The 15499-nt window shown below is 43.3% G+C and carries 9 protein-coding genes and 1 pseudogene; 4 read left to right on the top strand and 6 right to left on the bottom strand.

Features of this window, described 5'->3' with window-relative positions; genetic code table 11:
- Positions 1-11: 11 nt before the first annotated feature.
- From KL866_RS13540 to KL866_RS20305, 4 genes and pseudogenes are all read right to left on the bottom strand, one after another.
- Positions 12-179, bottom strand: coding sequence for a hypothetical protein (locus KL866_RS13540; protein ID WP_214995454.1), 168 nt, complete (start codon positions 177-179; stop codon positions 12-14).
- A 297-nt stretch (positions 180-476) separates the two neighbouring features.
- On the bottom strand, positions 477-5033 hold the full coding sequence (locus KL866_RS13535; RefSeq protein WP_214995452.1) for an EAL domain-containing protein: 4557 nt from the start codon (positions 5031-5033) through the stop codon (positions 477-479).
- Between the two features lie 377 nt (positions 5034-5410).
- Positions 5411-6208, bottom strand: coding sequence for an insulinase family protein (locus KL866_RS20310; protein WP_251140052.1), 798 nt, complete (start codon positions 6206-6208; stop codon positions 5411-5413).
- 87 nt (positions 6209-6295) lie between these two features.
- Positions 6296-8052, bottom strand: a pseudogene (locus KL866_RS20305) (insulinase family protein); the annotation flags it as partial.
- A gap of 276 nt (positions 8053-8328) precedes the next feature.
- On the opposite strand from KL866_RS20305, the gene sixA reads away from it, so the two are divergent.
- On the top strand, positions 8329-8844 hold the full coding sequence (sixA, locus tag KL866_RS13525) for a phosphohistidine phosphatase SixA (protein ID WP_251140042.1): 516 nt from the start codon (positions 8329-8331) through the stop codon (positions 8842-8844).
- A gap of 121 nt (positions 8845-8965) precedes the next feature.
- Positions 8966-9160, top strand: a complete 195-nt coding sequence (locus KL866_RS13520) for a hypothetical protein (protein WP_025254558.1) — start codon at positions 8966-8968, stop codon at positions 9158-9160.
- Between the two features lie 12 nt (positions 9161-9172).
- Here the strand turns inward: KL866_RS13520 and KL866_RS13515 are convergent, their stop codons facing one another.
- Together KL866_RS13515 and KL866_RS13510 are read right to left on the bottom strand one after the other, a co-directional pair.
- Positions 9173-10468 carry an HlyC/CorC family transporter gene (locus KL866_RS13515; protein ID WP_025254559.1) on the bottom strand — a complete coding sequence of 432 codons (1296 nt, stop codon included), beginning with the start codon at positions 10466-10468 and terminating at the stop codon, positions 9173-9175.
- Positions 10469-10632: 164 nt separating this feature from the next.
- A complete protein-coding gene (locus tag KL866_RS13510) occupies positions 10633-11424 on the bottom strand; it encodes an inner membrane protein YpjD (protein WP_025254560.1) in 792 nt (263 codons plus the stop codon).
- A 299-nt stretch (positions 11425-11723) separates the two neighbouring features.
- Here KL866_RS13510 and ffh point away from each other — a divergent pair, with 299 nt between their 5' ends.
- Both ffh and KL866_RS13500 read left to right on the top strand, forming a co-directional pair.
- Positions 11724-13163: a signal recognition particle protein gene (ffh, locus tag KL866_RS13505; protein ID WP_214995448.1), complete on the top strand. Its 1440-nt coding sequence runs from the start codon at positions 11724-11726 to the stop codon at positions 13161-13163.
- Positions 13164-13347: 184 nt separating this feature from the next.
- Entirely contained in the window at positions 13348-15405 is a 2058-nt protein-coding gene (locus KL866_RS13500; RefSeq protein WP_214995446.1) for a YncE family protein, read from the top strand.
- Positions 15406-15499 lie beyond the last annotated feature (94 nt).

The raw sequence follows: 15499 nt of genomic DNA, 5'->3' as shown, positions 1-15499 counted from the left end.
TCAACTTCAAATTAGAAGCCTACACCACCAACACCACCACCTGTTTTAGGCTTGATGTACTCTGGTTGAGTAGTGGTTTCCTTTTGCGATTCAGGAGCCTGTTTGGCGCCTTCTTGATTGTCGGCAGCAACTGGGGTAGCGGTAGAAAGTACTAGTGCAACTGCGTACTCTTTTAACATGTTAATTTCCTCTGATTTTTTTGAACGAACAAACAAAGCCGATTTTTTATATTTGTTACCGGCACAATTGATATAGCTAGTTACGTGCCAATATAGATAAAAAGTCATTTAATTTAATAAAATCAAAGGCTTATTTTTCATAAAAAGTGTAAAAAAAGAGAGGGAAGCACTGGCGCCATTATTATGACACTAAAGTCTAATATACGAAGGTGGTAAGGGAAGGGGATTGCCGCATTTTGCCGTGTAAGAGTTACTTTAGAGGCAATCAATACCTCTTGGAAAGAAGGGGCGTATCTTTTAAAACTGGCTATTGCCTAAAAGCGTATGTAGCTTTTGATTTTCAGTAAGCAGCTTTTCAAAACGCTCTGCATTTAACGGGCGGCTGTATAGGAAGCCTTGTAACATTTCACAATCGTAGCGACGCAATATATCTAGTTGAGACTCTTCTTCCACACCTTCTGCGACAACTTTAAGACCTAAGTTGTGCGCAATGTTGATGATGGCAGCAGCCATATGTCGGTCTACATTGCTCTTTGCAATGTCATCAATAAAAGCTTTATCAATTTTTAAGGTATTTAAAGGGAAGCGTTTTAAGTACGCCAGTGATGAGTAACCGGTACCAAAATCATCTAGCGCCAGGTGAATACCACGCTCGCGCAGTCGCGTCATCATCTGAAGGCCGTTTTCAGGGCTTTCCATCAGCGTACCTTCGGTAATTTCACACTCAAGATGCAGTGGTGACAGACCTACATCGCTTAATATTCTATTTATTCTGTCGTCCAAGTCTGGCAGTTCAAACTGCTTAGCCGAAATATTCACGGCAACACGACCGCTAAACAAACCTTGATTAACCCAGCGCTTAGTATCAGCACAGGCCTTGCGAAGTACTTGCTCGCCAATTTCAATAATTTGGCCTGTTTGCTCAGCCAGTGGTATAAATTGCCCTGGGCTCACTATGCCTTTTTGCGGGTGTTCAAAACGCACCAAGGCTTCCATGCTAACTAATTTACCAGACGCTATATCCACCTTTGGCTGGTAATACACGGTGAACAGGTCGTCTTTAATCCCTTGACGGATCAAGTTCTCAATTTGTAGCTGCCTAACCGCGTTTTGATTCATTTCACCGCTAAAGAACTGATAGCTGTTGCCGCCGTTATTCTTGGCAAAATACATGGCCGTATCGGCATTTTTCAGCATTTCCTGTGGGGACTCGCCGTCATCTGGGTAAAAGGCAATACCAATACTTGCACCAAGAACAAACTCTTGTTTATTGATAATAAAGGGGCGCGACAACGTATCTAACAAGCTTTGCGCATAATGGGTTACTGTATGAATATCAGCGTTATCTTCCATTAAAATACTAAACTCATCGCCGCCTAAGCGGTAACAGGTTGCATTTCGCCCTGTAATGCGTTGCAGTCGCTTAGCGATTTGTTTAATTAAAATATCGCCGGTTTGATGGCCCAGCGAGTCGTTAATCTTTTTAAAGTTATCCATATCCAAGCAAAGCAAAGAATGGGCGCTGGATTTACGCACTAAGTTCTGATGGCTCGCCTGGAAGAAAGAACGATTGGGGAGTTCTGTTAGTGGATCGACGTTAGCGAGCTTTAACAGCTCTTTTTCAGTGCTCTTACGAGACGTAATGTCGCTAAAAACGCCAACAAAGTGACTTATTTTGCCGTCTTCATCGTGCACAGCATCAATATTCAGCTCCATTTCGTAGCGTTCACCGTTTACTCGAACGCTCTCTACCTCACCTGACCAGTTGCCCTTAGACTTAAGGGTTTTCTTAATTTCTTCAGTAAACGCATCCGGGTACAAATGAAAGTGCATGTAGCTAGCAAGAGATTGATCACGAGTCTCACCGGTATAACTGCAGTATGCGTTGTTAACGCTTATAAATTTGAATTGGGTATTGGTAATAAATACCCCTTCTGAAATATTCTCAATGGAGCGCTTAAACAGGTTAAGTTGCTCTTCTGCTTCTTTCAAATGGTGAATATTTTTAAGCGTGCCGGTCATTCGCACTGGCTGCTCGTTATGGTCGCGCTCTACCACTTTTCCGCGGTCAAGGATCCAAATCCACTGATTTTTAAATGTCTTAGCCCGGTAGGCCAGTTCATAAAAATCACTGTTGCCTTCCAAATGCTCTCGTAGTGCGGATTTAACTCGCGTTATGTCGTTAGGGTGAATGTTGGCATCATAAGCGCCAGTAGTACGTATATCATCTTGAGGAAAATCTAACGTCCCCCAGGTATTTGCTCTGTAAACCTGCCCTCGATACACATCCCAGTCCCAAAGCTCATCGCCCGAGCTCCACAGGGTTAGCTTTAAACGCTCTTCCGACTCTTTTATGGCAAGCTGGTTTGCCTTTCTAATTTGATATTGACGTAGAATGAAGGCAAAAATAGCCAAAGCTATTAAACCGTAGAAAACAAGGGCAACGGTGTGAAGCCAAGGAGGGCGCTCAATAATAATTTTTAAATTTTTACTTTCTGACCAAGCTTTGCCTGGCTCTTTAGCTTGGACCGAAAACGTATAATTACCAAAGGAAATACTGTTAAATTGAGCAGTACGTTCTTTATCTACATAAATCCAATCACTTTCAAAACCAGTAAGCTTGTACCTATAGGTCACTTGGTCTGGATAAACCGGATTAACCAGCCCAAAAGAAATACTAAAGCGGGTTTCATCGTGCTTGAGCGCTAATTGTTTTTCATAGGTGATATTTTCTTTTAAAGATTGATAGCTTGAAGTTTCTTCATTTTCAATTTGTTTTTGTTTGGTTTTTGCCAATGAGCCAAACACACTAACTTGGTAAAGTTGCGGGGGAAGTGTTTGTCTTATGCTGTCACTTTCGCCCATTGCCTGCTTTGAGATTTTAACAAAGCCCTTATTACCACCGAAATAAATCGTTTTATCGGAGGTTGTAATTACAGCACCTTCACCAAGGGAGTTAAATTCAAGCTGAGCATTGGGAATGCTATCCGCCTCCCTGAGTGTAGGTAAGTGTACTTTATGAACGCCTTTAGCATCGGAATACCAAATGCTATTTTCTACTGCTGTTGTCGAAGTGATAAAGCCGCTTTGATTATCCCTTTTTTGTTTGTTAAGAAGGGCAAAACTTTTTTTATCTAGCTGGATAACACCATCAGAGCGTGTGGTTAACCATAGGCCTGATGGAGTTTCATGTACGCCGTAGACCAAAGAGTTTATGCCATTTGAAGAATCCAAAATGCGAATGATTCTACCTTCGCTTACAGAGTAAATGACTAGCTTTTCACCAGCCCTGAACCAAACGTTACTATTAGCATCTTCATATATGGCTAACATATCGCCAAACTTTTCAGTTAGGGCAGCTTTTTTTATTTCTTCACTTTTTGTCAGAGATGAAACCGAGTTAGTATTTATTGAATACACATGGCCAACGGCTATCTGTAGCCAAATTGCTTTTTCACTTTTAAAAATATGATCGATAAACGAACCTTTAAAATACTCATGTATCAACACTAGACCTTCTGAAGTATCTTTGAGCACGAGTAAGCCGGTAGATGACGCAATCCAAATATTATCCTGCTCATCTATTTCAATATCCCAGTAGTGTATGCTGGAGTCCATATCTTTAAAAAAATCGAAAAACGATACCTTCCCAGTGTCCCGGGATATTTTCCCGAGCCCTTTTTGCTGAGAAACCAAATATAGGGTTTTGTCGCTGCTTTCGGCAAAACCCCACAAAGTGGAAAAATTATCTTCGCTATGGCGGTCGGAATTATACACAGGTTGAAAATGGACACTGGCATATTCAGGGTGATACTTGAAAGCGCCGCGGTGAAAGGTTGCAGCCCACACTACGCCCGTGCGGTCCTCAATCACTCGCATTACTATCGCAGATGGAATGCCAGTAGAATTGTAAATGTCAGAATTTAAATGCAAGTAATCAGGGTGATAGTCAGCTGATACGGTGCTTTCAGCAGCGTCTGATAATAAAAACAGCCCAATATAAGTGCCAACCCATATATCTTTGCCTACAACGGAGATTGAAAAAGAATTAACTTCTTCGGTCACACCCAGGTCATCGCTTTGAATGCGTTTTAAAATGCGACCGTTAGAGGCTAAAACGATTAGGCCCCCATTTGTTGCCAACCAATAATTTCCGTTAATTATGGCGATATCGTGAAGTGCACGTATATCTAGAGAAACCCCCCAGGGATTGACTTTGTTTGCGTTGTGAACTTCTAGCGTTTCAGTGTCTATTAAGGCAGCACCGAATTGATTAGAGCCCACCCAAATACGGTTAGCCTCTTCAAAAATCACTTTGATAAAGCTTTCGTCTTTAAAGACTTGAGTGAGAACGCTTATTTGTGAAGTTTGTTTTGAATATCGGTAAAGAAATTTCTTATCCGAGAAAAGGATATCACCATTTTTAGCTTCTGAAATTGCGGTAATTAAATCTGTTTTTATCACAGAGTTGTCTTTGTTAAAGACTTTGAAACTGTCTGACTCTGGCTGATAGAGCGCTAACCCTGAATGGGTCCCAACCCACAGTTGTCCTTCTGAATCGACAAATAGCGTTTTAATAAAACCGGAAGGTAATGAGTTAGGGTCAACATCTGATGGGTGATACTGTTTTACATCATAGCCCGAATAGCGGTTGAGGCCATTTGACGTCGCTAGCCAAATAAAACCCATGTCATCTTCCACAATATCTAACACTGCGGTGTCCGAAAGGCCGTGTTGCTTGTTCAACTCTGTGAAATGAAGATCAGAAACTTCTATCGCCTTTGCAGAATTAAATAAAATTCCTGACAAAGCCAACGAAAAAAGTAGCATTGAGTAGATTAGGGTTGAGCGCACCTATACACCTTTGGCATACGCCATTTATTATTCTTCTAATTTTTCCTGGCAGCATCCCTAACAACCAGAATAACAAATATGCCGAATAAACTGAGCCTCTACAAGGACTTTTTGGAAATAGCAGGAATAATGGATTACTTATTAAACAAACCCAGTTTAATCCAGTGTCTATTTATCGACACTGTGGTCAAAAACTTGACAGTCATTTTTGAAATTTAAGCGTCATTTAGTGTTTGTTTTATATAAGGTATTGACATATTTGCGAAAGTTTCTGTAGTGCTTCTGCCGTTTGGTTATTAGAACAAGGCGATAAAAACTAAGCAAATTGGCTGATAAACGTTTATTGCAAGTCGAAGCGCATTACTAGGAATGAATTCCTAGTAATACGGAATTTCTTGTTTGAATTGCGAGATACTGTTGATTGTAGGTTTCTCTTGAGTGGAGATAGCCTCGAATTTTCCCTTTGAAAAAAGTACGAGCTCTCCGCAACGTTCGCGTTTGGCTAATTGGTGAGCGAAATCTTGAATCTCTTCAAAGGTCAGGTCTTTAACTTTTTCCGCTAGTTTCGCGTTTCTATTAAAGCCCAAGTCCTGCGTACCTAAACTCACCCATAGTCGCTGAGACTTCATAGAAAGCGTTAAGTCTCGTTCTTCTAATTGCTTTATTAGGTTTTGCTGAATAGTAGGCCAATAAAAGCGGTAGAACTCAATCTCATTTAACTGCTGAAACAAAAAGTCTGTCATTGCGTCTAACAAATGTTTAGGGCTACATTGCGGACTTTGAATATAAAATGCCATACCAGGATGCTGGTTGTGGGGAACATAGCCAGTTCCTACGATGTAGCCTAATTGCTGCTCTGTTCTCAAAGAATTGAAAAACGGTGCCGCTAGCATTTGTTCTAAAACCATACATAGTGCGGTGTCGGTCAATCCTGGCGATGGGGCTTGAAGATAAAGTACTACTGCTGAATCATCATGGTTACAAAGCACTTCGTGGTAAAGGGTTCCCCCTACAGGAAGTTTAGATACTGCGCGTGAAAGCGGGCCGCCACCGGCATTTGGACACTGCTCTTGAAGCGTCTTTGAAAAGGCTTTTGACTCTTCGCTAGCCCAGTTTCCGTGCATAAATGCTTCAACAAAATAATGTTCAAAGGCGCGATTTCTGCAATTTAGCATTTGATCAAAGGAGATGCTGTCTATCACATCTAACAGTTCTACCGGCGCCTGAGTGTTGCGCTGAATAAGTACGCTTAATCTTGAGAACAAACGGTTGGTTGGTTTATTTAACAGTGAATTGTGAAGGCTTTGAATCTGAAGTGCTTTGTGGTGTTCGAAAGCTCTCTCGTCAGGCACGAAATCAAGTACAGCATCTAAAAGCTGATTGGCTAATAAAGTTTGCTGATTAGTAAAGCCCCGTGTATGAAGAGTAAACCCGCCTGATGCCCATATATGCGATAGTGAAGGCCTGCTATTTCAGCTCGATAATATTTAGCCTGCAAGTGATCATTTAACGCGCCAAGCCATATGCGTTTAGCAGCAACAGATAGTATTGAATCGGAAAATTTAGCGGCGTCGAAAGAGATATAAATATCGCCTTTAGGACTGTGAAATTGCTGATCTTGTGCGAACCAGAAGCGATAGCCGCCATTGTCCGCTAACTTATTGGGAATATTAAACCCAGTTTCAGGAAGTACGAGAGTGTACTCACTCGCCAAATAAGGGTTTGGAGGAGGAAGTCGTAAATCAGAAATTGGTGCTGGAGAATCAAGTCTGTGTAGCAACGCTTTATCCATTACTTCCACGCTGTATTCTGCTTCGTAGAAAGCGCAAACTTGTGCGGTTTTCACGTCTTTCGAAATAACCTTTAGCCGAATGTTCTTTGGTGTAAAAAACGACAGGGCATGTTCAATGACTTCTTTGTCATAACTGCCAATTGTTGAGCGGAGTTTATTTAACTCATCTGGACTAAAAATAAACTGATGTTGTGCATACTCGGTTACCAGACTAAGCGGTTTTACATTCTCTTCATACTCTAGGGCAAGAGCATTTAACTTAGATTTCTCGTGAAAGCGCCAATCTTCCAGAGATGCTTCCCTTATCAATTTGATATAACTAAACAGCGCTTCTAACACATGCTCTTTGTTTTTGAGCCCGTTTTGTGTGAGCTGAAAACTCACATTAAAGTCTTTAAACCTGTCGCCCTCAATACCTGAGCCAGCAATGAGATTTAGTGCCCAGTCTTTTTCTTTAAGGTAGGCAAGTAAGCTACCTTCGCCTTCATCGCCGATTAAATGGCTAATATAGTTCAGAGGCTTTGTTTTATAGTCATTCTGCAATGGGGGTAAGGCGAATGTCACTATCATCCGCTTTGCTGACTGCAGCGGATTAATATTTATCTGAATGCCTAGCTCATCTTCAGTGTAAAGTGCTGGCCAATCATCCGACGCTAACTCACCCGATGGCATGCTGCTGAAACATTGGTGAATCAAAGCTTCTAATTGAGGTAAGGGCATGGCGCTAGCAATACATAAGCACATATTTTTCGCGCAATAAAAACGCTGATGGAGTGTTTTAAGATGTTGCTTAAGCTCTGCGCACCCATGTTGCGAAAACGTATCGCTATTACCTACTGAAAATTTAGCGAAAGGGTGAAGTGGGTTACACGTTTCTTTGTGAATTTGGTAAAGTCGACGAAGGTCGTCTTTCTTCTTAAACTCAAACTCAGCATGTATATTTTTAATTTCGTTGCTGAGGGATTCTTCTTCAAATAGGGGTTGTCGAAGCATATCTGCAAACGCCGGTAAGGTTTGCGCAATAGCGTCACCACTGCAATTAAAATGGTAGTTGGCGTATTCGGTGCCAGTCCACGCATTGATTGTGCCCCCATGTTGCTCAATAAAACCATTGATAGAGTTGGGTTTGGGTAAGTGTCGACTTCCCATGAAAAGCATGTGCTCTAGAAGGTGAGCAAGTCCTTGGCAATCGGCAGGGTCGTAAAAGTGTCCGGCCCTTACAGCCATTGAAACGAAAGACTCACTCGCTTCAGGCGTATGACATAACATGACGCGCAACCCGTTTGGCAAAGTAACATGGTGCGCATTTTCTAAGGTTATTGAGTTATTCACATTGTCTCATATTTGGTTAAGGGCACCTTACTGCTGGGGCATCTATTAAGATAATCTTCACAAAACGTTAAATAATGTACGAAAATACTGATTATTCGTAGTTTAGCGCTAGGCGTAGAATCAGGTCTCTGATATCGTTAGCATACTTTCATTAATACTATGCGCAATGTTATGTCAGGTCAAAGTAGCAACGACGACATTTATCTTTTCATTATGCGTCACGGTGAAGCAGAAGCGCCTCGACTCGATGACAAAAGTAGACAGCTTACGTCATTAGGCCGAGAACAGTCTAAGACGGCTGGGCTTTGGTTAAAAGAGCAGTATTGCGACAAGGGTGTTGTCGATTTAGCACTCGTAAGTCCATATCGCAGAGCTAAACAAACACATGATATGGTGTCGTTAGACATTGTTGCGGACAAAGTTGAGAGCAATGAAGACATTGTTCCGGAAGGCTCCCCTCGATTGGTGGGAGATTATATAGACGGACTTCTTCATGCCGCGGTCAATTCTAAAAAACCCATCAAAAAACTTCTTGTAGTTAGCCATATGCCGTTAGTTAGCTATCTTGTTGATGAGCTATGCCAGTCTTACACTACCAGCTTGTTTTCTACAGCATCAATCGCTGTAATAAAGTACTCTTTAAAAGAGCATAAAGGCACCCTAGTCACGCATTATCAAGGGCTTTAAACTCGTAACACATTTCTTGTACTAATTTAGAATAATTGAGCGATTAATAGTTAAGTATATTTCTATTCGGTCGATAGACTCTTTGAGAGTGTCAAAGTTTATTCTATTGAAGGGTTGGGAAATGGACAGTAAATCTATTCCTGAGCTCCTTAAGCGTTCATTGCAATCGCATATGGCGGATGCTGATTTACGTGAAGATGAGGAGACGCGGGATATTATTGCCAAGTTATCTGAACTGTCAGATAAGGTCGCGGCTGCGAAAGCTAGAGCGATGGCAAATCGAGCTCAACGTCTAGCAGACGAAGCAAAAAGCTAACTAACAATACTGTTAGTGATCGTTATTTGAATCTTTAGGTGGCACATAATATTCCGGCATTATTCTGACGGTTTTAATCATGCTTTCTGAAATATCTACAATTTCTAAAGGATAACCTGCTAATCGCACGCTGACCTTGTTTTCAGGAATATCTTCAAGATACTCAAGCAGCAAACCGTTGAGCGTCTTAGGGCCTTCCGTAGGTAAATTCCAATCCATTTCCCGGTTTAGTTCGCGTACGTTGGCACTTCCGTCAACCAACACCGAGCCATCCTGCTGAACATTAGCCTCTTTACTATGGTCAGGAACCATACTCGTTGTAAAGTCGCCAATAATTTCTTCCAGAATATCTTCTAAGGTAACTAACCCCATGATGTCGCCATACTCATCAACCACAAGGGCTATGCGCTCTTTTTCGGCTTGGAATTTGTACATCAATGTATGTAGTGGTGTCGACTCTGGCGTGTAGTAAATTTCACGTACGGCGCGAAGAAGACTCGACTTGGTAAACTGATCTTTTGATAGAAGGCGCAGGGCATCACGCACGTGTACGAAACCTACAGCGTCATCGATACTGTCACGGTATAACAAAACTCGGGTGTGCTGAGCGTGGGTCAGCGCTTTTTGTATTTTCTTCCAATCGTCGTTTATATCGATGGCGAATATTTCGGCACGCGGCACCATAATATCTTCGGCGGTTACGCTTTCTAAGTCCAAAATGCTAACCAGCATATCTTGGTGTCGCTTAGGGATCATAGCGCCCGCTTCAAAAACTACTGTCCTCAATTCTTCTCGACTCAAGGCGTCGTCGTTTCCATTTGCAGGGCTAATTCTTAGTAAAGCTAGAATACCGTTAGTAATTCCGTTGATAGCCGCTACAAAAGGATACAGTAAAGTAAGTAGCGGAAGCAGAATGATGGAACTTGGGAACGCCACTTTTTCTGGATAAAGTGCTGCCAAAGTTTTAGGTGTTACCTCTGCAAAAATAAGTAAAACCAGCGTCAGGCCAAAGGTGGCGGCGAAGAGCCCCCAATAGTCACCAAATAAGCGAATACAAAGTATGGTTGCTAGCGAGGATGCAGCAATGTTTACTAGGTTATTGCCGATAAGAATAAGGCCAATTAGGCGGTCAGGCCGGTCTAGAAGTTTAGCAACGCGTATAGCTGAACGATTGCCTTCTCCCTGCAAGTGCTTGAGTCGATAGCGGTTTATCGACATCATGCCTGTTTCCGAACTAGAGAAATACGCAGATAGTAATATGAGTACGCCGAGCGCGATAAACAGCGTACTCGTTGATATGTCGTCCAATTAAGGGGTTCCTGTCTAAACTTAGGCTTCAAATGTATTGATTTGAAGACTCAGTTTCAAGGGGAAATTGCTTACATCCCCCTAATTACCTAGAAAAATCTATAAAGTTAAGAGCGTCGCCAAATAATGCTCAGCGGCGATGAGGGCCTATATTTAACTCTATATCACAGTAAAAACTCGCGAACTAATTTGCTACCAAAATAAGCAAGTGAAAGTAGTGTAACACCTAATACCGTCAAAATGATAACTTGTTTTCCTCGCCAACCTCTTAGCTTCTGGCCAATCAGAAGAATGAGAAATACCACTAGCGCTGCAGCGGAAAGCACCGTTTTGTGCGCGTAGGTTTTGTTGAACATATCCTCTAAGAAAACAAACCCGCTGATAAGCGATACAGTTAATAGGCAGGTGCCTGCCAACAACAGCTTGAACAAGATGTTCTCTACCAACATTAAGGGAGGGAGTGACGAATGAAGCAGCGCCGCACCTTTCTGTTTAAGCCTGTAGGTGATGTACGACATTTGAAGTGCATATAAAAATGCGATGACTAAGATGCAGTAGGCAAACAAGGATAAGCTGATATGAATAACCAAACCAGGCTGAAGCTCTATATGCATGATGTACGACACCGGAATGAACTTTGAAGCCAGTACAGAAAGGCTCGCAAAACCGAACACAACAGGTAGTAAAATAAGGTTTGGAATGGAGCGTGCGAATATGAGCATGGAAACGGTGATTATCCACGACACTAGAGAGAGAACGTTGGTTACGCTCATGTCTTGCCCTGGCGCTATAATAATAACGCTGGTAAGAAATGCGATGTGTGCAATCGCACCAACACTAGCGATAGATAGTCCTAATCGTTTGTTAGGGCCATCTTGGTGTACAAATTTGCCGATAAGTACTGCCGCGGCTAGCACGTAGAGTAAAGCAGCAGATATGGCGAAAAGGGTGTTCATGATGCATCCTGTCAAAGGTAGGTGATGTGTTCACCGACTGAGTCGGTATTGATACTGCAACTTGCAAGTAAATTCAACCATCTCCTTGATTTTGTTTGTTTCACACCCACTTTTAGTGTGGTTATACGATCAGTGCATGTTGATATTTGCTCTATGTCCCGTATGAAATTAATACATCAAAGGTGAACAACCCTGAAGCATAAAGGTTTGCAAATTTAACTGCATTTGTGGGTTCGTTACGGTTCGCTTTTACGTTACAATGCAGGCATTACGTCTGAAATAAAAAGAAGTTTCATACTATGTTTGAAAATTTATCAGAACGCTTAGGCCAAACATTACGAAATGTCAGCGGCAAAGGGCGTCTTACTGAAGACAATATTAAAGAAACGCTACGGGAAGTGCGTATGGCTTTACTTGAAGCCGACGTAGCTTTGCCTGTGGTGAAAGCGTTTGTGGGACAGGTAAAAGAACGCGCTGTTGGCACAGAAGTGACTAAGAGCCTGAAGCCTGGCCAAGTATTTATTAAAATCGTTCAGTCCGAATTAGAGTCTGTAATGGGGGAGGCGAATGAAAAGCTTAACCTTGCGACTCAACCTCCCGCTGTTGTGCTTATGGCGGGCTTACAAGGTGCGGGTAAAACCACCTCAGTAGGTAAACTGGCTAAATACTTAACTGAGCGCGAGAAAAAGAAAGTCATGGTAGTGAGTGCCGACGTTTATCGTCCTGCCGCTATCAAGCAGCTTGAAACCCTCGCAGGCGAAGTGAATGTTACTTTTCATCCGTCAACGATTTTACAAAAGCCAATTGATATCGTTAACGATGCCATTGCTGAGGCGAAAAAGAATTTCTTTGATGTCCTACTTGTAGATACCGCAGGTCGTTTGCACGTCGACAACGACATGATGGACGAAATAAAAGAGCTTCACGCTTCAGTTAAGCCTATTGAGACGTTGTTTGTGGTCGACGCCATGACAGGTCAAGATGCTGCAAATACGGCAAAGGCCTTTAACGATGCCCTTCCGTTAACTGGTGTAATTCTTACCAAAGCAGACGGTGACGCAAGAGGCGGTGCTGCGCTTTCGGTTCGTCACATTACAGGTAAGCCAATTAAGTTTATCGGCATGGGTGAAAAGGTCGATGCTTTAGAGCCGTTCCACCCTGAGCGTATTGCCTCTCGTATATTAGGCATGGGCGACGTCCTTAGCCTTATCGAAGAGGTTGAGCGTAAAGTCGATAAGTCTAAAGCCGAAAAGCTGGCCAAGAAGGTACAGAAAGGTAAGGGCTTCGATTTACAAGACTTCAAAGATCAGCTTGAGCAAATGAAGAATATGGGCGGCATGATGGGGATGCTTGATAAGCTTCCTGGCATGGGCGGTATGTCTGATAAGATTAAAGATCAGGCAAACGACAAGCAGTTCAATCAGATGGAAGCCATCATTAACTCAATGACACCGGCTGAACGCGCGCGTCCTGATGTGATCAAAGGTTCACGAAAGCGTCGTATTGCAGCAGGTTCGGGAACCCAGATTCAAGACGTAAACCGTTTACTTAAACAATTTACGCAAATGCAGAAAATGATGAAGAAGATGTCTGGCGGCGGCATGAAGAAAATGATGCGCCAGATGAAAGGTATGATGCCACCGGGCGGTGGCGGCTTTGGAGGCCCTGGCGGTCCGGGCGGCCCAGGTGGATTTGGCGGAGGCGGCTTCGGCGGCGGCGGTGGCTTCCCACCACGCTAATTCGCTATAGTTCTAAAACTACCAAAAACCTCAACAGTAGCAATGCGTTGAGGTTTTTTTGTTTTTGTTGCATCCAATATCAAATGTGGCTCGTTTGGCTTGTTGAACAGGACGTGAGCAGTACCTATCGCACAGTTTCGCGGTTGACAGCGTCTCTTCATAAACAACAAGTACGGAGATGAAGATGGAATTCAACAAAACTTCGCAGCAAAAAATGAAATTGTCACTATTAGCAACGGCTATGGTGTTTGCTCTAAGCGCCTGTGATGGTGACGACGGGACCGACGGTTTGAATGGCGCAGATGGTGTAGATGGCGCACCTGGGCAAGACGGTAGCCCTGGCTTTGCTGCAGCCACTTTCCTCGTCGCCAACAATGGCGGTGATAATCGCAATACGGTAACTGCCGTCGACCAAAACGCTAGCGCGCTAAGTACGGTAACCACAGGTGCTAATGAAGGCATTGTATTCACCAACAAAGGTTCCCTAGTTCAGGCCGGCGACAGTGACTTACCGCTTTTAAGAACGCAGTGTAATTTTGATGCACAAGCCGACTACATGATAAGTAAAGGGCACGAGATAACGGGCGCAGCAACAGGGCTAGTCAATCCTAAAGGTATAGCTTTTGCTGAAAATGCTGGCCTAGTAATGGTGGCAGATTTTAACGGTCAAAAAATAAGTGTGTTTGGTAGTCAAGCGGCAGGGAACGTTGAGCCTATTGCTGAGATAATGGTGTCTGCAAAACCATGGGATTTGGCCTACGACGAGCGAAGCGATAGGTTATTCGTTGCACTTACCGACGGCACGCTAGCGGTGTACGATAATGTGGCAAGTTCAAGTTTTGCGCCTACTGTAATGCGTTCAGTTGTTCCTTCGGATACCGATGGAAACCAAGTTTCGATAAATTTGCACGGCATTGTGTACGAGCCTAAATCTAACCGTATGGTGCTATCAGATGTGGGCGATGCTTCTGTGGCCGACGACGGTCAACTATTTGTGATTGAAAATGTTTCTTCAGCAGATGGGGCGGTTGTACCAACCAGAGTGATAGGCGGAGCATCGACCCAGCTTGGCAACCCGGTAGATATTATCCTAACAGGTTCTGACCTTCGCGTTGCGGAAAAATCAAATGACGCCATTCTGGTTTTTTCAAATATTTTCAACGCAGAGAGCGGTGATATTGCACCTACGTTATCAACGCCATCGGTGAAGCCGGAGTCTTTAGCAGAGCTAAAAGAATTAGACGAGATGAAAGACGCTTCTGATGACGGCATTACAACTATGCCTATTATGGGGCTTTCGGTATCAAGTAACCCTTCAACTGACAACGAAACAACGGGGCAGGTGGCGCAATACAGCGCTGTTTTGTCCAGCGAGTTGAGTTCTTTTGACGCAGGTATAAGCATTGAAAGCGCCGCGTTTACCGCAACTGGTGATGGTGTTATCACCTTTGATGATGTGGATACCTCTACAGGTGGCTTACTAGTCATCAATCGCTTGAAAACCATGCGTGATGGGATGACGTACAGCGATAGTTTTGATCACATGATTGTGGGTAGCGAAACCGGGCTGATTGCACCGAAAGGGTTAGACATTGCTTCTGAAGCCGATGTGGTATTTGTGGCTGATGTTAATGAAAGCACGCCTGCTGTAAGAGTATTTTCGCCATGTGCATCGGGTAATGCCGCGCCTTTATTGACCCTAGAGGCTGCTGACGGTGCCCGTCCTTGGGATGTGGATTACGACCCTTCAACGGACAGCGCCTATTTGGCATTAACTAACGGTTCCGTCGCAGTTTTTGAAGAAGTAATGCGCAGACTGCAAAGTGGTGAGACCGTAATTACAGGTGAGGATAGGTTAATCGTACCAGCGAGTGACGGTGCAGTGTTTGAGGCGCCAACGAACATCCATGGTATAGACTACGATAGCCAAAGCGATAGCCTTGTTATTTCTGACGTTGGTAGTGCTGCAGATGCAACAGACGGCAAACTCTATGTTATTCCAGGTGCGGGCAATGCAGATGGCTTAACCGATGTTTCGGTTAATATTGCAGGTCCAAGTTCGATGCTGGGTAATCCAGTAGATCTTATGCTTAGCAACGGTCATGTTTACGTAGCGGAAAAATCAAACGGTATGATCCTTCGCTTCGATAACATTTTAAATTCAGCCTCGGGTGATATTGCGCCGACATTTAGCATGATGTATCCCGCGCCTGAGTCGGTGAATGTACTAGCTGTTAAATAAAACAGCATACAATAGGCGCTTTAATAGGCCTTCTAAAATGACAGCTTGAAAACAAACTGTCAGACTTAAATCAGTGCGGCACGTAAATCCAAGG

It is taken from the genome of Alteromonas sp. ALT199 (assembly GCF_018619335.1).
In the GTDB taxonomy this organism is placed as follows: domain Bacteria; phylum Pseudomonadota; class Gammaproteobacteria; order Enterobacterales; family Alteromonadaceae; genus Alteromonas.
The sequence above is the reverse complement of the archived record's forward strand: the minus strand, read 5'-3'. Positions and strand labels throughout refer to the sequence as shown.

Coding starts and splice junctions, on each gene's coding strand:
- KL866_RS13510 (WP_025254560.1), bottom strand. CDS start 11,424: ATGAACACCCTTTTCGCCATATCTGCTGCTTTACTCTACGTGCTAGCC.
- KL866_RS13500 (WP_214995446.1), top strand. CDS start 13,348: ATGGAATTCAACAAAACTTCGCAGCAAAAAATGAAATTGTCACTATTA.
- ffh (WP_214995448.1), top strand. CDS start 11,724: ATGTTTGAAAATTTATCAGAACGCTTAGGCCAAACATTACGAAATGTC.
- sixA (WP_251140042.1), top strand. CDS start 8,329: ATGTCAGGTCAAAGTAGCAACGACGACATTTATCTTTTCATTATGCGT.
- KL866_RS13540 (WP_214995454.1), bottom strand. CDS start 179: ATGTTAAAAGAGTACGCAGTTGCACTAGTACTTTCTACCGCTACCCCA.
- KL866_RS13520 (WP_025254558.1), top strand. CDS start 8,966: ATGGACAGTAAATCTATTCCTGAGCTCCTTAAGCGTTCATTGCAATCG.
- KL866_RS20310 (WP_251140052.1), bottom strand. CDS start 6,208: ATGCTAAATTGCAGAAATCGCGCCTTTGAACATTATTTTGTTGAAGCA.